The organism is Solidesulfovibrio carbinolicus, from assembly GCF_004135975.1.
GTDB classification, from domain to species: Bacteria; Desulfobacterota; Desulfovibrionia; order Desulfovibrionales; family Desulfovibrionaceae; genus Solidesulfovibrio; species Solidesulfovibrio carbinolicus.
On the sequence record NZ_CP026538.1, the window covers coordinates 1,217,555 to 1,241,841 of the forward strand.

The window sequence follows — 24,287 nt, forward strand, 5'->3', positions numbered from 1 at the left end:
ATGACCTGGCCGCTCTACCTTGCCTTCATCGCCGCCGCCTCGGTGCTGCTCGTCATCCCCGGCCCCACCGTGCTTATGGTCGTGGGCTACGGCCTGGCCGAAGGCCGCCGCAAGAACTGGCCGCTGGTCGCCGGCGTGGTGCTGGGCGACGCCGTGGCGCTGACCTGCTCCGTGGCCGGGCTCGGCGCGGTGCTGGCCGCCTCGTCCCAAGCCTTTACCATCCTCAAATACTGCGGCGCGCTCTATCTCATCTACCTCGGCGTCGGCATGATCCGCTCCGGGGCCACGGCAACGCCCAAGCTCAATATCGTCAGCAGCCGCAAGAAATTCCTCCACGCCCTGGCCGTCACCTCGGTCAATCCCAAGCCCATCCTCTTTTTCGTTGCCTTCCTGCCCCAGTTCATCAGCCACGACGCCCCGGCCGGCCCGCAACTGCTGCTCCTGGGCGCGACCTTCTGCCTGCTCTCGGCCATAAACGTGAGCCTTTTCAGCTACCTCGCCGGCACGGCCGGCAGCCGCATCCAGAACCCGCGCTTCATGCACCGCCTCAAGCTCGCCGGCGGCGGCGTCATGGTCGGCGCGGGCCTGCTGACGGCGGCGGCCCGGCAGTAGGGAGAGAGTGGGGAGGTGAGGGGGAGAGAAGGGAAGAGGAAGAGTGCCTCCGGCGGCCAAAGGGGGTGACCCCCTTTGGAAACCCCACATGGGGGACGTGGGCTTTGGCAGTTAGCGAAAGGCGTCCGCAGCGATGCCCAGCCGTTTCAGGATCTTCTGCAGCGACACCCGCTCCAGCCCCGACACCCGGGCCGCTTCCGAGATGTTGCCGCGCGTCTGCTTGAGCAGCCGCTCGACGTAGCGCCGCGTAAACGCGTCCACCACTTGCCCCTTGGCTTCCAGATACGGCCCGGCCGAGGCGCTCTCGGCGAGACCCTCGGCCTGGGGCTGGTCGAGAGCGCCCGGATCGGCCTCTGTGACGGCCCCGGCGCTGATGACGTCGCCGGGCGAGAACACCGTCAGCCGCCGCACGAAATTAAAAAGCTCCCGGACGTTGCCCGGCCAGTCGCGCCCGGCCAGGGCGGCCAGGGCCTCGGGGGAGAACTCCTTGTCGCCAATCCCCATTTCCCGGCAGGCGCGTTCCAGAAACGCCGTGGCCAAAAGCGCGATGTCGTCGCGCCGCTCGCGCAGTGGCGGCAGGCGCACGGTCAGGACGTTTAAGCGGTAGTACAGGTCCTCGCGAAAGGTCTTGTCAACGATCTTGGCTTCCAGGTCCTGGTTGGTGGAGGCCAGGATGCGCACGTCCACCGGGACCGACTTGCTGGACCCGACCGGCCGCACCTCGCGCTCCTGGAGCACACGCAAGAGCTTGGTCTGTACGCTCATGGGGATGTCGCCGATTTCATCCAGCACCAACACGCCGCCGCTTGCGGCCACGAAAAGGCCGCGCCGGTCGCGCTCGGCCCCGGTGAACGCGCCGCGCACGTGGCCGAACAGTTCGCTTTCCAGAATCTGATCCGGGATGGCCGGGCAGTTGACCGACAAAAACGCCCCGCCGGCCCGTCGCGACAGGGCGTGGACGGCCCGGGCGGCCAGCTCCTTGCCTGTGCCGGATTCGCCCCGGATGAGCACGGTATAGTCCGAGGCGGCAACCGCCGCGATGGTCTGCTTCACCTGGCGCATGGCCGCCGATTCCCCAAGCATTCCGGCCTGGGCGCCACAGGCGGACACGGCGGCCCGCAGCCGCCGGTTCTCGCGCAACAGTTCGGCGCGCTCCAACCCCTTGGCGATGACCCGGGCCAGATGGTCGGAATCCACCGGCTTGGTGAGGAAGTCGTAAGCCCCGGCCTTGAGCGCCAGCACGGCCGAATCAATGTCGCCGTGGGCGGTCAGCAGCACCACGCCAAGAGACGGTTGCAGGGCCAGGGCGCGGGGCAAAAGCTCCAGGCCGGACAAGCCCGGCATCCGCAGATCCGTGACCATGACGTCGCAGGGCGCGCCGGCCAGATCGTCCAGGGCGGCCTCGGCCGAGAGCACGCAGGACAGGGCGGTCTTGGGGAGCTTGGGCGTAAGCAGCCGCACCAGTCCCTTGGCGAAGTCGGGCTGGTCGTCAACGATGAGCACGCGGGGAGTGTCGTTCACGAAGCGTCCTCCTGGCAGGGGCCGTGGCAGGCGGGCAGGGTCAGGGTGAAGACCGCGCCGCCGTCGTTTCGGGCTTCGATGGTTCCGCCCATGTCGCGCATCAGTCCAAACGCCACGGCCAGTCCCAGGCCCGTGCCGCGTCCGGCTTCCTTGGTGGTGAAAAACGGATCGAAGATGTGGGGCAGGTCGACGGCCGGGATGCCGGGGCCGTTGTCGGCCACGGTGAGGCTGACCTGCTCGCCGTCTGGGGATGCGGCGGCGGACAGGGTGATGCGTCCCTGGCCCGGCTCCACGGCGTCCAGGGCGTTTAAAAGGAGGTTGGAGAGCACCTGCTCCAAAGCGCCGGCATCGGCCTTGGCCAGGGGGATGCCCTCGGGCACGTCCAGGCAGAGGCTGGAATGGCGCGACTGGGCCTGGACCTCGAAGATGCGGGCCAAGCCGGAAAGCAGCGCCCCGAGATCGCAAGGGCCGGGCTTGGCCGGCCGGGGCCGGGCGAAGTCGAGAAGATCGCGCAGCACCTTCTTGGCCATGACGGCGTGGCGTTCGATGACGGCCAGATCGTCCAGGGCCTGGGGATCGGCCAGGGATTGGCGCAGCAGTTCGGCGTAGCAGGCGATGACCCCCAGCGGATTGTTGATCTCGTGGGCCAGGCCGGCGGCCAGCTTGCCCACGGCCACGAGCTTTTCGGTCTGGCGCAGCTGCTCAAGCATCCGCCGTTCGGCGGTGTTTTCCCGGGCGTAGACCACGAAGCGCCGGGAGTGGCCCGAGGGCGAGGCCAGGGGATAGCGGGCCACGGCAAAGGACCGGCCGCCGTCCAGGGCCACGGTAGTGGCCACGGGCGCGTCCGGGCCGGCGTCGGCGGCGTGGATGGGATCGCCCACCAGCCGGGCCGGCAGACGTGGCGTCTCGCCGGGCAGGGCCGGCCGGTCTTCCAAGGCCCGGGCCAGCTCCCGGGCCGGTTCGTTGGCCAGAATGATACCCGAGGCGCTGTCGATAAGGGCCAACGGATCGGAGATGCCGTCGAAGATGGAGGCGAGCAGGGTGTTTTGGGCGAGCAGGGAATTGATGGCGTCGAGATTTTCCAGCGCGATGCCGAGCTGGTGGCCGATGGCCCGGTAGAGGTCCTCGGCCTGGGGATCGGGGCCGGGGCCATCTTCGGGGAAATAGAGGCGGAGCAGGCCCCGGCTGACGTCGGTGGTGCGCACGGGAATAAACGCGGCCTGGTCGGTCAGGACCAGTTCGCCCACGGCCAGCAAGGCGCGCCAGTTGTCGGGCGGTGGCGGGATGGCCGCGCCCGGGGGCCAGGTGGCCGAGCCGCCGCCGGAAAATTCGCACTCATAGGCGGCCCCGGACGCGCCGAACCGGCCGGCCACCCGGGCCAGGGCGGCGCTTAAGAGTTCGGAGCGGGTCTGGGAAAAGTTGAGGATGCTTAAAAGCTCCACGAAAAGCGACACGTCCGAGCGGCGTTCGTCGGCTTCCCGGGCCAGCTCCAGGGTGCGGTCGGCCACCTTGCGCTCCAGGTTCTGGGCGTGGTCCTCGATGTTCTCCCGGGCTTCTTTGAGGCGCGAGGCCATGGCGTCGATGCCGGCGTAGATTTCCTCGATCTCGTCTTCCACGGCGGCCGGGGCGGCGGCCTTGGGGGCTTCGCCGGCTTCCTTGGGAAAATACCGGCGCAGCACGTCGGTTGCCCGGCGCAGGTTGACCACCACCAGCCGGTCGAAAAAGACCTGCAGCGTCAGATAGAAGGCGGCCAGCCCCAGGGCGAAAAGCGACAGGAAGCTGATGGTCGTGCCCTTGATCTGCCCCAGCGCCCCGGCCACGGGCACGGTGACCATGTCCAGGCCGAAGAGTTCCCCGGAATGCCGCCAGAACCCGCGCGTGTCGCCGTAGCGCTCCAGCAGGGCTTTTGGCGCGTCGGTCGGGTCGCCATGGCAGCGCAGGCACGACGGTTCAAAACGCACCGGCCGGGCAGCCACGAACACTTCCTCCCCGTTTCGCTCGGTGATTTCCTCAATGCGCGTCACTTCCGGATCGGCGGCAAAGCGGGCCATGACGCCGCGCTCAAAGGCGTCGGCTTCGTAGTCGGGGTTGCGCGCCCCCACGGCCACCCGGCGGTAACGGAACTGGTCGCCCAGGGCGTTGTGGTCGCTCATGACCTTGCGGGTGACGAACGAGGTGGACATGGCCTCCAGGATAAAGGCGTCGGGCGGCAGCAGGTCGTACATGGAGGGGCGCAAGACTTCTCGCACGTAGGCCTGGACGGCCTCGACCTGGGACAGCACCAGGGAAGCCTTGTGCTCGGTGTCGCTGACGAGCTGGTCGCGCAGGTTCATGGACAACAGCACGGCGAAAAAGACGCCCAGGGCGGCCATGCTGACCGACAGGCCGACGAGGAAACGATGTTTGAGAGTCTTCATGTCCGCTCCTTGGCCAAATGTGGGGCCGGTTTGGGAAAAAGGCAATGCGGCCCGGCGGCTTCAGGGTGCTAACTGGAGTTTGCGATAAGATTGGGGGTTGAAATAATTTTATAATTGTTTTAATAGGTTAAAATAAGGAATTCCTTTGGCCTCTGCTTTGCAGTGGCCGGGTGCTCCCAATGACAAAGGAGGAGAAGGATGAAAATTTTGGTGGCTCATGACGGTTCGGAGAAAGCGGACAAGGCGCTTGATGTCGCGGCCGGCATTGCCGGGAAAAGCGGCGGAACAGTGGTCATCGTCAATGTGGTGCCTGACCTGTGCCTGTCGAGCGAGGAGATCGGCGCGGAAGGCTGCGAACTGGTCTCCCGGTCGCTTTCCGAGGAGGCCGGCGGGGCCATGCGCAAGGTCACGGCCCGCTTGGCCGCCATGGGCATTGCTGCCGAGCTGGTCATCAAGGACGGCCGTCCAGCCGATGCCATTCTCGACGCGGCCGACGAAGTTGACGCCGATCTTATTGTTATCGGTTCCACCGGCAAACACGGGGCGCTGCGGATGCTTATGGGCAGCGTGTCGTCCCGGGTGGCGGAATACTCCACGCGCAGCGTGTTCATCGTGAAATAAGCAGAGGGGTTTATCATGGAAGACAAGGGTATTTTCGGGAAAATCGCCGCCATCCTTCCGGGCCTGGCCCTGATGGTCGGCACGCTGTGGGTGCTGCGCACCTGGGTCGAGCCGTGGATGGCCAATACCGTGCTGTTTGGCCAGAAAGGCTGGCTGGTCAAGGTGCTGAGCCTCAACTACATCCTTTTGGCCATCATCGTCGGCATGCTCTACCGCAACCTGCTTTTTGGCGGCAAGATTCCGGCCTGGGCTGAAGAGGGCTTTCGCACCACGCGCCTGTTCATCAAGTCCGGCGTCATCATGCTGGGTTCGCTCTACACCATCCAGAGCCTGGCCAAGGTCGGCGGCATCGCCATCCTGCTCATCATGACCTTTGTTTTCGGCACCATCTTCTTCGTGATGTTCCTGGGCCGGCTCATGGGCATGGACCGCTCGCTGATCGGCGTCATGGCCGCGGCCTGCGGCGTGTGCGGCGTTTCGGCCGCCGTGGCCACCTCGCCGGCGGTCAAGGCCAAGCCCTCCGACGTGGCCCTGGTCATCGCCACCATCCTCGGTTTCGGCATCATGACCATGTTCGTGTCGCCCTTTGTCGGCAAGGCCCTGCAAATGTCCGACTACCAGTTCGGGGCCTGGGTCGGCACGGGTATTCTCAACTCCGGCCAGGTGCTGGCCACCTGCCTGGCCTTCAACCCGACCATCGCCCCGGGCACGGCCGTGGCTTATGGCGAGATATGGAACGTGGTGCGCGTCATCTCCATCCCGTTCGTGGTCTTTTTCATCACCATGTGGTTCTGGCGCGCCGAGGCTCAGGCCGAGCATCTGTCCCTGGTCGGCATCCTCAAGGACAAGTTCCCCATTTTCGTCATCGGCTTTTTCGGCATGACCTTCCTGTCGTCGGTTGGGGCGCTTGGGGCCGAGGGTTCCAACACCCTGCACATGATGCGCGACGTCATGTCCTGGATCTTCGGCATCGGCCTGGTCGGCCAGGGCGCCTACATCGACATCCGCGAGATCAAGACCGCCGGCGGCAAGCCGCTCAAGGTGGGTCTGGCCGCCGGCTGTCTCAAGTATGTCGTGGCCCTGCTTGTCATCATGTTTTTCGTCAGCAAGGAATCGTCCTTCTAAGGAGTTTATGATATGGCCGGAGAAGTGAAAAAAAGCGGCAAGATGACGGTGTTCCGGTCCGACCGCCACGAGGATGTGGCGGCCATCGTGCTGGTCGGCTGTCTGGTGGTGTTCGTGCTGTGCTACATGGCCTTTATCGTGCCCACGGTCACTGTCGGCGCGCCCATGGACGGCAAGATCGTGGCCATTAGCGCCGTCGAGTCGGGCATGGTGAAAAAGGGCGAGCCGCTGTATTCCTTTGAAGTGAAGGAAAAGAAGTGGACCCAGGGCAAGGTCGAGGAAAAGCTGGTGGTGCGCGAGATCAAGTCCGCCGCCGGCGGCAAGGTGATCAAGGTCGTGGCCAAGCCCGGCGACGAACTCAAGAAGGGCAAGCCCATCGTGGTCCTGGAGCATGAGAAGGGGACCTTGCCGTGACCGGGGTGCTGGTCGTCCTCGACGAGTCCGGCCAGGCCATCGGCCAAGGCCTGGCCCTGGCCCGGCAACTTGGCCAGACCGCTGTCGGCCTTTTCGTCTACGAGCGCGGCTGGAACGTCTACATCGGCCATGATTGGCTGCTCGGCTCCAACGCCCGGGCCACGTTCCTGGGCTACATCGAGGAGCACGAAAAGGCGGCCGAGGCCGAGCTCAAGGCCCGATTCCTGGCCGAGGCCCAGGCGGCCGGCGTGGACGCCCGCTTCGAGGCCATTTGCTGCGACGATCTGGAGCATCTGACCGACGCGGTCCTCCGCGAGGCCCGGGAAGGCGGCTACGGCCACATCGTGTGCGCCGATCCGCTCACGCGCGGCCTGTCCCAGCGTCGCGGCGGCACGAAGGCGCTGGTCCGTGCCGCGCCCTGCCCGGTGGTCCTGGCTGGACAGGCCGTCGCGGCGGCCTGAGGCGGCCGGCAACCCTTGTGATTATTAACGGGCGGTCCTTCGGGGCCGCCCGTTTGCATTTGGCGCGACAGCATCAGCCAGAAACCGAAACCGCCATTGTCTTGGCGCGACGCCTGGCATACCATTCGCAAGCTTCCGCCGCCTTGCCCGTGCAGGGGCGGTCCATTCCCCAAGGAGCGAGCATGACGGCGACAGTGCGGCAACGTGCGGTCTATCTGGCCCTGGCCCTGGTCATGACCCTGGCCTGGGGCGTCGGCCCGGCCCAGGCCGGCATTAATCCGGCCATGCCCAAGGCGGCCAAGGCCGCGCCGGCCGCCATGCCCCAAGAACCCACCGATCCGGCCCAGGTCGATGCCTTCATGGCCACCCTGACCGACGCCCAGGCCCGCCAACTGCTTCACGCAAAACTGGCGGCCAAGGCCAAGGCCAGCGAAGGCGAAGGCTCCGGCCAGTCCAGCGGCCTGATCCAGGATGTTTTTGAAGGGCTGGAATCCAACATCCGCACCATCCAGGCCCGAAACGCCGCCTTTTTCCACGAGGCCGGCCAGGAGCTGGGCCGGCACAAGATTCTGGCCAACTTGAGCGACGGCGGCGGCGCGTCCGTCTTACTGCGCTATCTGGCCGTGCTGGCCGCCATCATGGCCGGAGGGGTGGCGGCTTTCCTGTGGACCGGCCGGCTACGCCAGGGCTTCAAGCGGCGTCTGGACACGGCCGGCCCCGGGCCGCGCCTTGGCCGGTGGCTGGCCATCCTGGCCAACCTCGGGCTGCAACTGCTGGAGGTGGCGGCCTTTTTCGTGGTCGCTTCCCTGCTCTACCTGGTCCTGGTCCCGGCCTCGGGCGCGCTGCGCGAACTGGGTTTGCTGTGCGTCGTCGGCCTGACCAATTATCTGTGCATCCAGGCCGCCGCCCGGGTGCTGCTCGCGCCGGACTTCGAGGCCGCCCGGCCCATTCCCCTGGCCGACGCCGACGCGGCCACCCTGTATCGCGGCATGGTGGCCATCGCCCTGGTTTGCCTGGTGGTGGGCGTGGTCAGCATCGCCCTGGAAAAGGTGGGCCAGGCCGAGGCCTTTGGCGACATCCTCTACGCCCAGGCCGGCCCGGTGGTCGGCATCATGCTGGCGGCCATGCTCTACGCCAACCGGGAGCGGGTGGCCGCCGCCATCGCCGGCGAGGGCGAACCGGCCGGGAAGCGCGCCTTTGCCGCCCGCTACGGCCATGTCGTGGCCATGGCCTATGTCCTGGCCATTGGCCTGTATTGGAGCAGCCAGTCCCTGGTCGGCGACGCCACCATCCTGCATCTGGTCATGGGCCTTTTCGCCATACCGGCCTGCATCGGCGTGGACCTGTGGGTGCGAAAGCTCCTGCTCGTCGCCTCCGGGGAGGACCGGGAGATCATTCCCCTGGATGCGGGGAGCGCCGCCGCCGTCGCCGCCGAGCAGGCCGAGGCCAAGGCCGAGCCGGACAAGCGCACCCTGCGCTATTACATTCCGCTGATCCGCAAAGCCCTGCGCCTGGTGCTGGCCGCCTTTGCCGCCTTTGCCATGCTCAAGATGTGGGGGGTGGAGATTGCCTTGGGCTGGCTTTTTGCCCGCAACGTGTTGAGCGTCCTTTTAGTTGTCGTGGGCGGCCTGCTTGCCTGGGAGGTGGTGCGCATCCGCATCGACCGACGGCTCAGCGAAGAAACGTCCCTGCCGGGCGAGGAGATGGAGGAGGGCGGCGGCGCGGGCGGTTCGCGCAGCGCCACGCTGCTTATGCTGCTGCGCAAGTTCATCTTGAGCGTCATCGTGGTCATGGGGACGCTCATTGCCCTGTCCGCCCTGGGCGTGGACATCGCGCCGCTTATAGCCGGCGCGGGCGTCATCGGCCTGGCCATCGGCTTCGGCGCCCAGACCCTGGTCAAGGACATCATTTCCGGCGTCTTTTTCCTCATCGACGACGCCTTTCGCGTGGGCGACTACGTGGAGGCCGGCACGGCCAAGGGCACGGTGGAGCAGATTTCCCTGCGCTCCATGAAACTGCGCCACCCGCGCGGCATGGTCTTCACCATCCCCTACGGGGGACTCAAAATCCTGCAAAACTTCAGCCGCGACTACATCATCTCCAAGCTCGACTTCCGGGTGCGCTACGACGCCGACATCGACAAGATCCGCAAGATCATCAAGCGCATCAACAAGGAGTTCCTGGCCGACGAGGAACTCAGCCAAGGCATGCTCAGCGACATCAAGTCCATGGGCGTGCGCAAGATGGAAGATTCGGCCATGATCCTGCGCATCAAGTTCAAGACCGTGCCCGGCCGCCAGTTCGTGGTGCAAAAGGAGCTTTACCGCCGGGTGCAGGAGGCGTTTCGCAAAAACGGCATCGAGTTTGCCCACCGCAACGTCACGGTGTACTTCCCGCCCGAGATGCGCGGACTGGCTGGCGGCGAACAGCCGGCCGAGCAGCCGGCCGGCCTGCCGCCCCTGGCCGCTGCCGCCGCCGCCGCCGCTGCCGCCGCCGCCGTGGGCCAGGACGCCGAACGGCCGGCGGCCAAGGCCGATAAGTCCGACGAGGAGGGCTGAGGCCGCCGGCCCCATGACGCCGGCCAAGGCTTCGGCCCCGCGTACCTTAAACAATACGCCAGTATTTTTTAAGGAAGATATATGGTCTTAGTCTGTTGCCTGCCAGGCGCCTGAGGCGCTTTTCGTGGGAATGACCCGAGGTGCCCGGCGGTCGGGGCCGGACGGGGCAACCGGCCTTGCCTTTCCCGGACATCGGCATTATCTGACTCCCTCCTTTCCTCAACCCTCGCCGGAAGCGCCTTATCATGTCGGAGCGAACACCCCATATTTCCCTGCCTCTTGAGCGTCTCGTGCCCCGGGTCCTGGACATCACCGCCGATGAGCTGGATTCCTGGCCCGAGGACGCCAAAAACCTCGCCGTGGCCGTGGCCGCCGAGCTGTTTTTGGTGCGCTCCAATCCGTTTATCAATCCCGGCGACGTCAAGGCGTCGGTGGAAAAGCGCCTGGCCGAGGCCAACCCCAAGGCCTGGGGCGATTATCCCCGCACCATCAAGAAGGCGTACAAGGCTTTCTGGGACGTCTATGAGGCGGACAGCCGCTTTCGCGACAACCTCGTCGAGCGCCTGCGCCAGTTTCTGCCCGACGAGGCCGTGGTCACCGCGCCCAATTCCCTGGTCGAGTGTTCCACCGACGCCACCGACCTGCGCATGGAGCTGCCCCTGTGCATGCTCCTGCCCGAGACCGAAGGGCAGATCCGCGACATCCTGCGCCTGGCCAATGAACTCGAATTCGCCATCATCCCGCGCGGCGGCGGCTCGGGCCTGACCGGCGGCGCGGTCCCCACCCACAGCCGGGCCGCGATCTTGAGCCTGTCCAAATTCAAGAAGATCCTCAGCATCGACCTCGATGCCAAGACCCTGTGCGCCCAGACCGGCGTCATCACCCTGACCGCCATCAAGGCGGCCGAGGCCAAGGGCTTGCTTTTCACCGTGGACCCGGCCTCCAAGGCGGCCTCGTCGCTGGGCGGCAACATCGCCGAAAACGCCGGCGGCCCCTTTGCTTTCGAGTACGGCACCACGCTGGACAACATCATCAGCTACCGCATGGTCGAAGCCACGGGCGAGATCATCGAGATCCGCCGGGTCGATCATCCGCGCCACAAGATCCAGCCCGAGGAAACGGCCGTCTTCGAGATCCTCGACGAGGACGGCGTGGTGCGCGACGTGGTGAAACTGCCGGGCAACGAGATACGCGGCAAAAACCTCGGCAAGGACGTCTCCAACAAGTACCTGGGCGGCTTGCCCGGCGTCCAGAAAGAGGGCGTGGACGGCGTCATCACCGAAGCCTGCTTCGCCCTGTACGACATCCCGAAATATTCCCGCACCTTGTGTCTGGAGTTTTTCGGCCGCTCCATGAAAAACGCCATGTGCGTCATCCGCGACGTGGTGGGACTGCGCAACCGCATCCGCGAGGAAGGCGACGCGGTCAAGATTTCCGCCCTGGAGGAGTTCAACTCCAAATACGTGCGGGCGATCAGCTACGCCAAGAAATCCGGCCTCTACGAGGGCGATCCCATATCAGTGCTGCTGCTGCAGCTCGACTCCGACGACGAAGACGCCATGCTGCGCGCCGCCGCCGACATCGTGGACATCGTCGATCCCTACGACAACGTGGACGTGTTCGAGGCCAAGGACGCCAAGACCGCCGAACTCTACTGGGAAGACCGCCACAAGCTCTCGGCCATCTCCAAGCGCACCTCGGGCTTCAAGATCAATGAGGACGTGGTCATCCCCCTGTCCGTGGTGCCGGAATTCGCCGAATTCCTGGAAGACCTCAACCTCAAGTGCATCGCCCGGGCCTACCGCACCGCCCTGCAAAACGCCGGCCGGCTGCCCGGCATTCCGGCTTCCGACGAATTCATCGCCATGGAGCTGGAATTCTGCGACCGGGTGCTGCGCGGCCGCATTTCCGCCCGCGACCTGTCCGACTCGGAAGTCGAGGTCCAGACCCACTATTTCTTTACCGATCTGGCCTCGCGCTACCCGCGCCTCAAGGACCGGCTGGCGGCCATCCACGCCGAAATGACCGCCACCCGCATCGAGGTGGCCAGCCACATGCACGCCGGCGACGGCAACTGCCACGTCAACATCCCGGTCAACTCCAATGATCCCGAGATGATGCGCCAAGCCTGGGAAGCGGCCGAAGCCGTCTTCGAGACCGTCACCAAGCTCGGCGGCGCGGTTTCCGGCGAGCACGGCATCGGCATCACCAAGATCGCCTTCCTGGCCCAGGACAAGATCGACGCGCTTCGCGCCTACAAAAAGCGCGTGGACCCCAAGAACATCATCAACCCCGGCAAGCTCACCACCCGCGAGCTGGCCGTGGAACCCTACACCTTTTCCTTCAACCGCCTCATCCGGGACATCAAGAAGACCGCGCTGCCCGACAAGGACCTGCTCATCTCCATTTTAAGCGGCATCCAGTTCTGCAACCGCTGCGGCAAGTGCAAGCAGGTCTGCCCCATGTTCGCCCCGGAACGCGGGATGCTCTACCATCCACGCAACAAGAACATCAGCTTCGGCGCGCTCATTGAAGCCATCTACTATTCCCAGATCACCCACGGCGAACCCGACGCCGCGCTGCTGGAACGGCTTCGCGGCATCACCGACCACTGCACCGCCTGCGGCAAGTGCACCGGCGTATGTTCGGTGAAAATCCAGTCCGGCCAGGTGGCCCTGGGCCTTCGCGGCTTCCTGGACCAGCAAGGCCACGGCGGCCATCCCATCAAACACAAGATCCTCAACTATCTGGCCGAGGACCCGGCCGGCCGTGTGCCCAAGGCGGCCAAGCTCATGGCCTACGGCCAGCAGTTCCACGGCAAGCTCATGCCGCTTTTGCCGAAGTTCTGGCGAAACCGCATCGAAAACCCGGGCCTTCGCGGCCCCAATCCCTCCCTTGGCCTGCGCAATCTGGCCGAGCGCCTGGACCTGGACAAAGGCTCCATTTTTATCCCCCAGGAAGGCCGGGAAGCGCCCGAGACGGTGCTCTATTTCCCGGGCTGCGGCGCGTCGGTCTTCTCCAGCGCCATCGGCCTGGCGGCGGTGCATCTGTTGCTGCGGGCCGAAGTGGCCGTGCTCATGCCGCACACCCATCTGTGCTGCGGCTATCCGCTCCTGGCCGCCGGCATGGGCGAGGCTTACCGCCAAAACCGCGAGCGCAACCGGGCCGCCCTGGCCGCGCTTCTGGACGAAGCCGAAAGCCTGGGCCTGCGCCCGACCTACTGCCTGACCAGCTGCGGCACCTGCCGGGAATCCCTGGAAGAGCATGAGCTCAAAACCCTGCGTCCCAATCTCAAGCACATGGACGTGACCCAGTTCCTCATGGGCCGGTTGGATTTCCCGCCCGCGCAGGACGCCTCGCCCATCCTCTACCACGCCGCCTGCCACGCCGAATGGGCCGATGTGCCCAAGACCAAGGCGGCCGACATGTACAAGACCGCCCTGGGCAAGATCACCGGCCGGCCCGTGGCGCTGTCGCCCAATTGCTGCGGCGAATCCGGCACAGGAGCCATGACCACGCCGGCCATCTACAACCGCCTGCGCGACCGCAAGCGCGAGACCCTGGCCGAAAACCTAGCCGAAGCGCAGGAATCCATGCCTATCCTGGTCGGCTGTCCCTCCTGCAAAATGGGCATCAGCCGCATCCTGTCCGAGATGCGCGACAAACATACGGTCCTGCACACCCTGGAATACCTGGCCGAAGCCCTGGACGGCCCCAAATGGAAAAAACTGCTCGCCAAAGCGGCCAAGGCGGCCCGGGTGCGAGGGTAGGGTGGAGAAGATACTCGCCATCGATTACGGCCAGGCCCGGGTGGGCCTGGCCGTTTGCGCTCCAGGGGGAACCGTCGCCTTTCCCCATTCCACCATCGCCTGGGAGACGCGAGACGACTTGTTTGCCAGGCTGCTTGCGGTTATCGAAGAACAAAACCCAGGCCGCATCGTCATCGGCTACCCGGCCCGGGCCGGCGGCGACGAAGGCCTCACCGGCCGGCAAGTCCGCAACTTCGCCGCCCGGCTGGCCCGGCGCACCGCCGTGCCCCTGGCCTACGCCGACGAGGCCCACTCCACCGAGGAAGCCGCCGAGCGCCTGCGCGAAGCCGGCCTGTCCGGCCGGGAGCTTTTGGCCAAGGTGGACGCCATGGCCGCGGCCGTCATCCTCGAACGCTACCTGCGCGGCGGAGAACTATGTTTCGAGCCATCCTCCTTGGGTTCCTGATCGTCCTTGTCGTCCTGGGCGGAACCATCGGCTACAAGGCCTACGAATTCCTGGCCGTGCCGCCCCAAACGCCCGGCCAGAACAAAATCGTGCTCATCGAGCCCGGCCAGAACCTCGACGCCGTGGCGAACATGCTCGTGGCCGAAGGCGTGCTGCGCGACGCCGACGGCTTCAAGCTGCTGGCCAAGTTCCTGGACAAGGGCGGGCGCGTCAAAGCCGGCGAATTTGAAGTCTCCACCGGCTGGACGCCGCAAAAACTCCTCGACTACCTGACCACGGCCAAGGGTGTGCAACACAAGCTCGCCGCCCCCGAAGGCCTGACCATGCGCCAGATCGCCAGACTGGCCGAAGACGCCGGCCTGTGCTCGGCCGCCGCCTTCCTGCGCGCCGCCCGCGATCCCGAACTTCTCAAGAAATACAACATCCCGGCCGAATCCGCCGAAGGGTTCCTGTTCCCCAACACCTACCTCTTCACCCGCAAACGCGGCGACGACGGAACCTACGTCGTTGAAGCCATGCTCAAGGAATTCTGGAAACAGGCCGAAGCCCTCTGGCCCGGCGAAAAACCGGCCGGCCAAAAACTCCTGGCCTTTGTCACCATGGCCTCCATCGTGGAAAAAGAAACCGGCGTCGACGCCGAACGCACCCGCGTGGCCGGGGTGTTCGCCAACCGCCTGGCCAAAGGCATGTTGCTGCAAACCGATCCCACCATCATCTATGGCCTGGGGGAAAAATTCACCGGCAACCTCACCCGCGCCCACCTCGAAGACGCCGCCAATCCCTACAACACCTACACCCGCCCCGGACTGCCCCCAGGCCCCATCTGCTCGCCCGGCCTCAAATCCCTGCAGGCCGTGGCCAACCCCGAAAACCACGAGTTCTACTACTTCGTCGCCACCGGCGAAGGCGAACACAAGTTCAGCAAGACGTTGGACGAACACATCAATGCCGTGAACAAGTACCAGCGCGGCCGTGGCAAGAAGGATGACGGCAAGGGCAAGCCGTAGGGTGGGGGTATAGGGAAAGAAAAGATGCCTCCGGCGGCCGGGGGGGTCAGCCCCCCGGACCCCTGACCTGGGAACAATAATGGCGCATGTCGGCGCGCAACGCGCGCCGACATGCGCCATTATTGTTCCCCAAGTGGGGTTTCCAAAGGGGCTCAGCCCCTTTGGCCGCCGGAGGCATCTTCCTGTCTTTCTAGTCTTTACTCCACCCTACCGCGTCAACACCTCGCCAAGAACCGCCAGATAGGCATCAAGCATGGCCGGGGTGATGTCGCCCATGTGGCCGATGCGGAAGATGGGTTGTTTGCCGGCGGCTTCCAGGTCTTCGTTGAGTTTGGCGTAGCCGGGATCGAACAGGTAGCCTTTGGCGCGCAGGGTTTCTTTTATGGCGCGCAGGTCGGCGCTGGTCATGCCGGGTTTGGCGGCCACGGCGGTGACGGTGGGCGAGCGGAAGCCGGGGGCGGCGAAGGGGGCGTAGCCGGGCAGGTTTTCCACGAAGGCGATGGTCGTGTCGCGCATGGCCGCGTGTCGGGCGTAGCGGGCTTCGAGGCCTTCTTGTTCCACGATGTAGCGCAGTTGCAGGTACATCTGGTTGCCGAGCGCCCCGTTGGGGGTGGACTGGGTCTGGAATTTTTCGGCCCGGCCGAGGTGGCTCAGGATATCGGTGGCGTGGCCTCGGGCGGTGACGTGGCGGGCTTTTTCGATGGCGGCGGGGCTGACGAAGCCGATGCCGAAGCCGGCGTGGAGCCCGAGCGATTTCTGGGTGGCGGTGGCGTAGAAGTCGCAGCCCGAGGCGGCGATGGGGCAGGGCGCGCCGCCGAAGATGCTCACACCATCGACCAGGGCCAGGGCGTTGTGGGCTTTGATGACGCGGCACAGGGCGGGCACGTCGTTGGTTACGCCAGTGGAGGTCTCGTTGTGGGTGACGGCGACCACGGCGGGTTTGTGCTGGGCCATGGCGGCGTCCAGGGCTTCGGGGGTGATGGGCTGGCCGGGTTCGGCGGCCAGGCGCACGGCGTTTTTGCCGTTGGCCAGGCTCATTTTGTGCCACAGGTCGCCGAACGCGCCGCAGGTGGCGTGGAGGATGGTTTCGCCCTGCGCCACTAGCGAGCGGATGGAGGCTTCCATGGCGGTGGAGCCGGAGCCGAGAAACAGGATGGTGCGGTAATCGGCCGGCAGTCCGGCGATAATGCCGAGGTTACGGAATATCGGCTCGAAGCGTTTGGCGTTTTCGGCGTCGCGGTGGCCGTATTCGGGCCAGGAGCCGGCGTCGCGCACTTCGGGGCGGATGTAGGTGGGGCCGGTGATGAAAAGGGTCAGTTCCGGAAAGGGCGCTTGGGCCATGGTGGTGCTCCCTGTTGGGGTGAGCGGCGAAATTTACGGAAAAAGGCCCTGGTGGGCAAGGGCGGGCCGGGCATGGATGCTGCAATGAGGGAGGCCAGGCCGGCAAAAGTGGCCGGGGAGGATGCCTATGCCTTATCGTTTGGTGCTTGTGATCCTGGCGCTTTGCGCCGCTTCCTGCGCGCCCATGGCCAACGGGGAGTTTGCCCGGCTGTACAACCGGGACAATGACGACTGCCTGACCCAGATGCAGGGGCGGCAGGATTTTCGCAGTTTCCGGCAGAGAACGCCGTCGTTTTTGCTGCCATGACCGGGCAGGAACGCTCCCCGCGTCGGTCGCGGGGGGCGTTTGCCTGGGGCGTGGTGCAGCGGCGCGTGGCCGGGGTGGGCGTTGGGCTGGCCGGGGCCGGCCTCGTGTCGCGTCCTTGAAAATACGGGACTATTTTTTACGCAAGAGCCTGGCGTCTCGTGGGCTGGCCGGGCGACGCCCCAGGCGCATTGCGTGGGCGCGCCATCAGGGATGGTCGGTGGCCGGCTGGTCGGCGGGGGGCGTTTCGGCCTCGCCGTCTTCCGTGGCCGCCTGGGGATAGACGATCTCGCCGGTGGCCTCGTCGAAGTAGGGGCCTTCCTCGACGTCGGGGCGATCCCCTTTGCGCTGCAGTTTTTCTTCTTTTTTCTTCTTCTTGGCCAATTCCTTGGAACGTTTCGCAAAGGTATAGGCGTTTTTGGCCACTGTTCCTCCTGGGGAAGGTTTGTTCTCGGCAGGGGCCGGGGACCGGCCGACAGGGGGCGCGGGGCCCCGGGGACGAAGCGAGACGATGGCGTCTCGGCACCGACTATAACCGAAAGTGGCGGCTTGGGGAAGGGGAAAGGTCAGGGCCGGCCGGCGGCGGCTCGGGGCGCTGGCGGGGCGGGCAGCGGGGCCAGGAGCGTTGCGGCCGGGACCAGCGGCCACAAATGCCCCTGGGCCATGTTCCAATCGGCCCAGAGGACTTCCCAGGACGTGCCGAAGAGGTAGTGGCCGGCTAGAAATTCGAAGGCCAGGGTGAGGGCGCACCACAGGACGCCCACGCCCAGCCGGGCGGCGGGCGAGGGGCGGTGGCGGTCGACAAAGCGTCGGGCAAGCAGGATGATGGCCAGGCACAGGGTCAGGGTCCCCGCGGCCCGGGCGGCCATGTCGCCTATAAGCGGGGCCAGGACGAGCTGGCGGCCCGCGCCGAGGGTTACGGCGCAGGCGAGTTGCAGGAGCCAGCAGGCCACGGCCAGGGACAGGAAACGGCGTCGCATGGGGCCGTGGTAGCGTCAATTCCGTTTCATGAAAAGCGTCCGTCTTGCCCCCGGCCGCGCCCGGCGCTATAGCCTTCCCCATGCAGCAGCCCGAAATCATCCTCATTCGCGTGGCCGGCGACGACAAGCCCGGCCTCACCGCCGCCATCACCGCCGAACTGGCCAAATTCGGGGCCGACATCCTCGACATCGGCCAGTCGGTCATCCACGACAGCCTGACGCTGGGCATCCTGGTGCGCGTGCCCACCACGGCCGAGTCCACGCCGTTTCTGAAGGACTTGCTCTTTTGCGCCCACAAGCTCGGCGTGAATCTCAGCTTCACGCCCGTGGACCCGGCCAATTACGAAAGCTGGGTCGAGGCCCAGGGCAAGCCCCGGCGCATCGTCACCCTGTTGGCCCGCAGCCTCAATGCCGAGCATATCGCCGCCGTCACCGGCGTCATTGCCCGCAATGGCCTCAATATCGACATTGTCAACCGTTTGTCGGGCCGCACGTCCCTGGACGGCAAGAACGCCCCGCGCATGGCCTGCGTGGAATTTTCCGTGCGCGGCACGCCCACCGACCTGACGGCCATGAAAAGCGAATTTCTGGCCATTTCCGGCGACATGGGCGTGGACATCGCCATCCAGGAAGACAACGCCTTTCGCCGCAACCGGCGGCTGGTGGCCTTTGACATGGACTCGACGCTCATTGCCGCCGAGGTCATCGACGAACTGGCCAAGGCGGCCGGCGTGGGCGAGCAGGTGTCGGCCATCACCGAATCGGCCATGCGCGGCGAGATCGATTTCCAGGAGAGCCTGCGCCGCCGGCTGCGCCAGTTAAAAGGCCTGCCCGAGGCCACCCTGGCCGAGGTGGCGGGGCGCATTCCGCTCAACGACGGGGCCGAGCGGCTCATCACCAACCTCAAGCGCTTCGGCTACAAGATCGCCATCATTTCCGGCGGCTTCACCTACTTCGGCAACCGGCTCAAGGAGCGGCTTGGCATCGATTACGTCTTTGCCAACGAGCTGGAGATCGAAAACGGCGAGCTCACCGGCGGGGTGGTGGGCGAGATCGTGGACGCGGCCAAGAAGGCCGAGCTGCTGCGCCTTATCGCCGACAAGGAAGGGTTGTCCCTGGAGCAGGTCATCGCCGTGGGCGACGGGGCCAACGACCTGCCCATGCTGGGCATCGCCGGCCTTGGCATCGCCTACCACGCCAAGCCGGTGGTGAAAAAAGGGGCCGGCCATTCCATCTCCACCCTGGGCCTGGACAGCATCCTGTATCTGGTGGGCGTTCGCGATCGCGACACGCTGTCGTAACCGGCTCGCCACGTCGGACGGCTGGTCAGGAGTGCATTGACAGGGTTTGTTCAAATTGTCACATATCCGGCATGGCGTCGTAACCGAAAACCGTTCGTGACAAAGGGTAACGCCAACGACGCCGCCGGGCCGACCCGCCCTGTCGCCAAACCAGGAGCCGCCCCTTGGAAACCCCGCTCGATCAGGCCATCCACAAGCTCAAGGTCGATGTGCTGCACATGATGCATCTGGCCCAGGACGCCGTGCAAAAAGCCGTGGCCAGCCTCCTTGACCACAACGCCGCCCAGGCCCGCGAAGTCATCGACGCCGACCGCGAAATCAACGACTACGAATGCCGGGTGGATTCGGAGAGCCTCAAGATTCTGGCCCTGCACCATCCCGTGGCCAAGGATCTGCGGTTTATCGTGGGGTCCATGCGGATGCTCGTCAATATTGAGCGCCTCGGTGACGAGGCCGTGAACATCGCCGAGCGGGTGCTGGTGCTGACCAGCGAAACCCGCCTGCCCGTCCACGGCAACCTGCGCCAACTGGCCGATCTGGCCCGGGAACTCATGGCCGCCTCCATCGCCTGCTACATGGACCTTGACGACGCGGCCGCCCTGCGCATCATTGAACAGAACGCGGCGGCGCTGGAACTCAACGTCCGCATTTTTCGCGACGTGACCACCGAGATGATCAAGGAATCGCGGCCGGTGGAGCGGGCGGTGCAGCAGGCGTTCGTGGCCCACAGCTTAAAGCGCGTGTGCGACCAGTGCGCCAATATCGCCGAATCCACGATTTTTATCCGCCGGGCCGTGGACTACAAGCACAAGTGCACGCCCCTGCCGGGAACCGACAAATAGCCGGCCGTTTTTGCCTCGGCCAATGACAAAACGCCGGCCCGGGACAGCATGTCCCGGGCCGGCGTTTGCTTTTGGCCAGCGAGGCTTGGCCCGGCGTCGTTTCCTCGAAACAGGTGTGGGCGCTTTTCACACAGCCCTTTGGAAGCCGGAACAGCGGTGCTTTGGGTCAAAGGCGAATCACCCTTTATCCCTTTTCCCATCGAGGGGGTCCGGGGGGGATCATCCCCCCCGGCCGCCGGCATCCCTCTACGACGGCGCTAGAAAAACATGTCGCGCTTGCCGTGTTCGATGTCTTGCAGACGCTCGATGGTCAGGTCGCGGATGCCGTCCTTGCTGATGGTGGACAGCGCTTCCTGGATGCGCTGTTCGCCGATGGCCCGGGTCTCTGGGTCGGCGTAGTCGATGAGATATTCCTTGAAGGTGAGCAGGGCGTTGGGCAGGCAGACGTGCTGGATGGTCCCGTCCTTGGCCAGGCTCATGAACCGGTCGCCGGTGCGGCCCTGGCGGTAGCAGGCGGTGCAGTAACTGGGGATAAATCCGCGCTCGCACAGCATCCGGATGACCTCGGCCGGCGAACGCTGGTCGCTAGGCTCGAACTGCTGGCCGTTGTTGGTGTTGTTGGTGGGTTCGTGGTCCTCGTGGACCTTCTGGTAGCCGCCAACGCCCGTGCAGGAGCCGGCGCTGATCTGGGAGACGCCGTAGTTGATCAGTTCGTCGCGGAAATCCGGGTCCTCGCGGGTGGACAGGATCATGCCGGTGTAGGGCACGGCCAGGCGGATGACGGCGATGATCTTTTTGAAGGCCTCGTCGGGCACCAGGTAAGGGAAGGTGTCGAGGTTGACGGCTCCGGCCGGGCGCATACGGGGCACGGAGATGGTATGGGGGCCGACGCCGAAGGTTTTTTCCAGATGCTCGGCGTGCAGGAACATGGCCACGGTCTCGTATTTCCAGTCATAGAGGCCGTAGAGCACGCCGATGCCCACGTCGTCGATGCCGCCTTGCATGGCCCGGTCCATGGCCGTGGTGTGCCAGTTGTAGTCGTGCTTGGGGCCGGTGGGGTGCAGGGCCGCGTAGCGCTCGCGGTTGTAGGTTTCCTGGAAGAGGATATAGGTGCCGATTTCGGCGTCCTTGAGCTTTTTGTAGTCCTCGACGGTGGTGGCGGCGATGTTGATGTTGACGCGGCGGATGGAGCCGTTGCCGTCCTTGATGCTGTAGATGGCCTTTATCGCGTCGGTAACGTACTCGATGGGACAGTGAATCGGGTCTTCGCCGGCTTCCACGGCCAGGCGCTTGTGGCCAAGGGATTCGAGAATCTCCACCTCGCGCCGGATTTCGTCCATGGTCAGGCGCTTGCGCAGCTGTTCCTTGTTGCTGCGCTTGTACCCGCAGTAGACGCAGTTGTTGATGCAGTGGCTGGAGATGTAGAGCGGCGCAAAAAGCACGATGCGCTTGCCGTAGATGGCTTCCTTGACCTGTTTGGCGGCCCGGAACATCCGGTCGAGCAGGGCCGGGTCGGAGACTTCGAGGAGCACGGCCACTTCCTCGGCGTTAAGTCCCTTGTAGTCCAGGGCCTTGTCGATGATGGCGGCCACGGCGTCGGGGGCGGCGGCCAGGGTCTTGGCGTTGGCAAGGGCCGCGTGGATGCGGTCGTCGTCAATAAAGGCGTCCGAAGAGCGCTGGGATTCGTCAATCATTTTGGGCCTCCTTGCCAAGCGTTTTGCTCGTCAGGGCGGATTTCACGGTTACGCCGGGAATATTCCCGAGTCTGCCGGTAAGCGAACCGATCTCATCGGTTGTTCCTTCGATAATGAGCGAAACCACGCCGGCCTGATAATCCGGCTTGGGGATGCCCATGCGGCCGAGCACGATGTGGCCGTGGTCGCTGATGACGGCGTTGACCTTGTCCGAGACGTGTTTGGGGTCCTCGATGACGATGCCGACCACGCCGATGCGCCTGTTCATGGGGTCTCCTTTGGGGCAATAAAAAACGCCTTTGTTTTCCATGGGAAAACAAAGGCGTCGGAATTAGGCTGGTTCATGGCGTCCCCCTTCGGCGCAGGGAGGCGTCCCCTTGCCGTCAGATCGCGGTATGGTGTCGTTGCCTTCGCGTCAGGACCAAGACGGCCCCGGCGCGGCAGCGTTTTAAACATGCCTGAAGTCATTGCCGGAAGCAAGCATTGTTTGCATGGTCGCGGCCGGGGGCGGCCCTGAGGTGTCCGTCCGCGAGAACCGCAGTCTGGTAAAGGATGCAGGTGGAATTGTTTTTGTATGGCTTAGCCTTTTCCTTGCGGTATTGTCGATGTATGCTAGAAATTGTGCCGAGCAAGAGATTGCATTGCTTGAGGATGAAATAAACAATGGTTGACAAGATAACTGATATTTCGAGTGATAGTCGGCGTAACATCTTGGGCAAAAATTCTGATTCGGGTGAGGATCTGGCAACACGCTGCTCTTCTATGAATTTTGAAGAAACAGGGTTTGTTGTGCCTGATGACGGAATGTGCTATTTTTTAGAAAATGGCAGTGACATCGTTTTTATCGTTGATCCTGAATCCGGGTGCATCGTCAAAGGAAGTCGTGCAGGCTGCGAATTTTTAGGCTTAAGTCATGAGCTTGTCGTTGGCCATCCGCTCCCTGAGCTGCATCCTGCAGAGGAACATGACGCCTGCCGCGATTGGTTCAAGGCCTGCGTCACCGCAGGCGATGCCGGAAAGCCAAGTCATAGTTCGCCCATGACGCTTGTCCGTCGGGACGGCGTACGCGCTTCTTGCCGCTTGGCCGTGGTCATGCTGGGCCGGGGCGCATGTCGGTTGGCCTGCTGCATCTATTCAAGCCCGGCCCTGCGGGGACTCATCGGCAGCGGCCTGCAGGACAGCGAAGCCTACTTCGCCCAGGCGTTGCCGCATATCGACGACGGGGCCTGGAGCTGGAATCCGGTCACTGACGAAATTTACCTGTCACGGCAATGGTTGCGCCTGCTCGGCTACGAGCCTGGGGATATCGCGACCACCAGCGAGGACTGCAACGCCTTGCTGCATCCCGACGACCGCGACCGGGTCTTGGAGGTGCTTGACGCCTGCGTGCGGGGCGAGCGGGCTTCGTTTTCCCTGGAATACCGGCTGATGGCCAAGGACGGCTCCTACCGTTGGCTTCACGGCCGGGGCGCGCCGGTGCGCGACGGGGTTGGGCGGCTCACGCTGCTTACCGGCGCGACCACGGACATCACCCGGCGCAAGGAGACCGAGCTGGCCCTGGCCCAGGCCCGGGACGCGGCCATGGCCGCGTCCCGGGCCAAGAGCGCCTTTCTAGCCAGCATGAGCCACGAGATCCGCACGCCCATGAACGTGATTCTCGGCATGGCCGAGCTGCTGGCCGAGACGCCGATTTCCTCGTCCCAGCGGCGCTATCTGGAGGCCATCGCCGGTTCCGGCCGGATGCTGTCGCAGCTTTTAAGCGACATCCTGGATTTTTCCCAGATCGAGGCCGACCGGGTGGCGCTATTTCCCGAGGTCTTTGATCCGGCGGCCCTGGCCCGGGACGTGTGCGGTCTGGCCGCCGAGGCGGCCGCCGCCAAGGGACTTGACTTGCAGGTGCATACGGCCCCGTCCCTGCCCGACCGGCTGGTGGCCGATCCGTTGCGGGTGCGCCAGGTGCTGCTCAACCTCGTCTGGAACGCCGTCAAATACACCCAAGCCGGCCGTATCACGGTTTCGGCCACGCCTTTGTCCGACCCTGCCGGCCAGGGCTTTGTCCTTTTTTCGGTGCGCGACAGCGGCCCGGGCATCACGCCTGAGGCCATGGCCCGCATTTTTGATCCCTTCTCCCAGGCCGACGCCGCGGCCCATCGCCGCCAGGGCGGGGCCGGGCTTGGGCTTTCCATCAGTCGGGCATTGGCCCGGCTCATGGGCGGCGACGTCGTGGCGGAAAGCGCCCCCGGCGCAGGGTCGTGCTTTTCCTTCACCCTGCCGGCGTTGCGAGCCGGCAGGCAGGGCGTGCCGGAACGACCGGTCGCTTTAGGTCTGTCCAACCCGGCGCGTCGGGAGACGACAATGGGGCATGGTGCAACAGAAACAAGGCGGAGAGTGTTGTTGGCCGAGGATTCCGAATCGAACCGGGAACTCATTGCGTTGTTTTTGGAGAACGAGCCGGTGGATCTCGTGTGGGCGCGAAACGGCTATGAGGCCGTGGCCGCCATCACCGAGGCGCGGGAACCCTTTGACGCGGTGCTCATGGATGTGGAGATGCCGGTCATGGACGGGCTGGAGGCCACCCGGCACATCCGCCGGCTGGAAGCCGACCGGGGCAGCTGTCGCACGCCGGTGGCGCTTTTGACCGCCCATGCCCTGTACGAGTTCGAGAGCAGGGGCCGCGAGGCCGGCTGCGACGCGTTTTTGACCAAGCCCATCCGCAAGGCCCGGCTGCTGGAGTATCTGGGCGAACTGTTCGGCTGGCGTCTGGCGGAGTGATGCCCGCGTTCCCACATGATGTCCGTCATGTTGGAACAACAAGCCCATAAAGCACGCTACGACGTTTGTATTGGATTCCACGCGAGAAGTGCAATCGACGTC

At 65.0% G+C, this 24,287-nt stretch carries 20 protein-coding genes; 13 read left to right on the forward strand and 7 right to left on the reverse strand.

What is annotated here, in order from left to right; translation table 11 throughout:
- On the forward strand, positions 1-612 hold the full coding sequence (locus C3Y92_RS05355) for a LysE family translocator (protein WP_129350279.1): 612 nt from the start codon (positions 1-3) through the stop codon (positions 610-612).
- A gap of 111 nt (positions 613-723) precedes the next feature.
- Here the strand turns inward: C3Y92_RS05355 and C3Y92_RS05360 are convergent, their stop codons facing one another.
- A complete protein-coding gene (locus tag C3Y92_RS05360; RefSeq protein WP_129350282.1) occupies positions 724-2,133 on the reverse strand; it encodes a sigma-54-dependent transcriptional regulator in 1,410 nt (469 codons plus the stop codon).
- Positions 2,130-4,550 (reverse strand): c-type heme family protein, encoded by a 2,421-nt coding sequence (locus tag C3Y92_RS05365; RefSeq protein ID WP_129350285.1) that lies wholly within the window; start codon positions 4,548-4,550, stop codon positions 2,130-2,132. Before C3Y92_RS05365 ends, C3Y92_RS05360 begins: the two co-directional genes overlap by 4 nt.
- A 198-nt stretch (positions 4,551-4,748) precedes the next feature.
- Here C3Y92_RS05365 and C3Y92_RS05370 point away from each other — a divergent pair, with 198 nt between their 5' ends.
- The 8 genes from C3Y92_RS05370 to mltG all read left to right on the forward strand — a co-directional run bounded on the left by C3Y92_RS05370 (position 4,749) and on the right by mltG (position 14,951).
- Complete coding sequence (locus C3Y92_RS05370; protein WP_129350287.1) at positions 4,749-5,171, forward strand: universal stress protein; 423 nt, start codon at positions 4,749-4,751, stop codon at positions 5,169-5,171.
- A gap of 15 nt (positions 5,172-5,186) precedes the next feature.
- On the forward strand, positions 5,187-6,296 hold the full coding sequence (locus C3Y92_RS05375) for a YeiH family protein (protein WP_015861957.1): 1,110 nt from the start codon (positions 5,187-5,189) through the stop codon (positions 6,294-6,296).
- A gap of 12 nt (positions 6,297-6,308) precedes the next feature.
- Positions 6,309-6,710: a biotin/lipoyl-binding protein gene (locus C3Y92_RS05380; RefSeq protein WP_129350290.1), complete on the forward strand. Its 402-nt coding sequence runs from the start codon at positions 6,309-6,311 to the stop codon at positions 6,708-6,710.
- Positions 6,707-7,171 (forward strand): universal stress protein, encoded by a 465-nt coding sequence (locus C3Y92_RS05385; protein WP_129350293.1) that lies wholly within the window; start codon positions 6,707-6,709, stop codon positions 7,169-7,171. Before C3Y92_RS05380 ends, C3Y92_RS05385 begins: the two co-directional genes overlap by 4 nt.
- A 182-nt stretch (positions 7,172-7,353) precedes the next feature.
- Positions 7,354-9,729 (forward strand): mechanosensitive ion channel family protein, encoded by a 2,376-nt coding sequence (locus tag C3Y92_RS05390; RefSeq protein WP_129350296.1) that lies wholly within the window; start codon positions 7,354-7,356, stop codon positions 9,727-9,729.
- A 245-nt stretch (positions 9,730-9,974) separates the two neighbouring features.
- Entirely contained in the window at positions 9,975-13,499 is a 3,525-nt protein-coding gene (locus tag C3Y92_RS05395) for an FAD-binding and (Fe-S)-binding domain-containing protein (protein WP_129350299.1), read from the forward strand.
- 1 nt (position 13,500) lies between these two features.
- Positions 13,501-13,944 carry a Holliday junction resolvase RuvX gene (gene ruvX / locus C3Y92_RS05400; RefSeq protein ID WP_129350302.1) on the forward strand — a complete coding sequence of 148 codons (444 nt, stop codon included), beginning with the start codon at positions 13,501-13,503 and terminating at the stop codon, positions 13,942-13,944.
- Positions 13,914-14,951, forward strand: coding sequence for an endolytic transglycosylase MltG (mltG, locus tag C3Y92_RS05405; protein WP_129350305.1), 1,038 nt, complete (start codon positions 13,914-13,916; stop codon positions 14,949-14,951). Before ruvX ends, mltG begins: the two co-directional genes overlap by 31 nt.
- A gap of 207 nt (positions 14,952-15,158) precedes the next feature.
- Here the strand turns inward: mltG and C3Y92_RS05410 are convergent, their stop codons facing one another.
- Positions 15,159-16,292 (reverse strand): pyridoxal-phosphate-dependent aminotransferase family protein, encoded by a 1,134-nt coding sequence (locus C3Y92_RS05410; RefSeq protein ID WP_129350308.1) that lies wholly within the window; start codon positions 16,290-16,292, stop codon positions 15,159-15,161.
- A 127-nt stretch (positions 16,293-16,419) separates the two neighbouring features.
- On the opposite strand from C3Y92_RS05410, the gene C3Y92_RS05415 reads away from it, so the two are divergent.
- Entirely contained in the window at positions 16,420-16,599 is a 180-nt protein-coding gene (locus C3Y92_RS05415; RefSeq protein WP_129350311.1) for a hypothetical protein, read from the forward strand.
- 204 nt (positions 16,600-16,803) lie between these two features.
- On the opposite strand, the gene C3Y92_RS05420 is transcribed toward C3Y92_RS05415, so the two are convergent.
- Entirely contained in the window at positions 16,804-17,022 is a 219-nt protein-coding gene (locus C3Y92_RS05420; RefSeq protein WP_043600865.1) for a hypothetical protein, read from the reverse strand.
- Between the two features lie 140 nt (positions 17,023-17,162).
- Entirely contained in the window at positions 17,163-17,576 is a 414-nt protein-coding gene (locus C3Y92_RS05425; RefSeq protein ID WP_129350314.1) for a hypothetical protein, read from the reverse strand.
- Positions 17,577-17,656: 80 nt separating this feature from the next.
- On the opposite strand from C3Y92_RS05425, the gene serB reads away from it, so the two are divergent.
- Together serB and phoU are read left to right on the forward strand one after the other, a co-directional pair.
- On the forward strand, positions 17,657-18,877 hold the full coding sequence (serB, locus tag C3Y92_RS05430; protein WP_129350317.1) for a phosphoserine phosphatase SerB: 1,221 nt from the start codon (positions 17,657-17,659) through the stop codon (positions 18,875-18,877).
- A gap of 164 nt (positions 18,878-19,041) precedes the next feature.
- On the forward strand, positions 19,042-19,719 hold the full coding sequence (gene phoU / locus C3Y92_RS05435) for a phosphate signaling complex protein PhoU (RefSeq protein WP_015861946.1): 678 nt from the start codon (positions 19,042-19,044) through the stop codon (positions 19,717-19,719).
- Between the two features lie 257 nt (positions 19,720-19,976).
- Here the strand turns inward: phoU and hydG are convergent, their stop codons facing one another.
- Positions 19,977-21,413 carry a [FeFe] hydrogenase H-cluster radical SAM maturase HydG gene (gene hydG, locus C3Y92_RS05440; protein ID WP_129350319.1) on the reverse strand — a complete coding sequence of 479 codons (1,437 nt, stop codon included), beginning with the start codon at positions 21,411-21,413 and terminating at the stop codon, positions 19,977-19,979.
- Positions 21,406-21,681, reverse strand: a complete 276-nt coding sequence (locus C3Y92_RS05445) for a TM1266 family iron-only hydrogenase system putative regulator (protein ID WP_129350322.1) — start codon at positions 21,679-21,681, stop codon at positions 21,406-21,408. The genes hydG and C3Y92_RS05445 overlap by 8 nt, the downstream gene beginning before the upstream one ends.
- A 536-nt stretch (positions 21,682-22,217) precedes the next feature.
- On the opposite strand from C3Y92_RS05445, the gene C3Y92_RS05450 reads away from it, so the two are divergent.
- Positions 22,218-24,185, forward strand: a complete 1,968-nt coding sequence (locus tag C3Y92_RS05450; protein ID WP_165352066.1) for a hybrid sensor histidine kinase/response regulator — start codon at positions 22,218-22,220, stop codon at positions 24,183-24,185.
- The last annotated feature ends 102 nt before the right edge of the window (positions 24,186-24,287 follow it).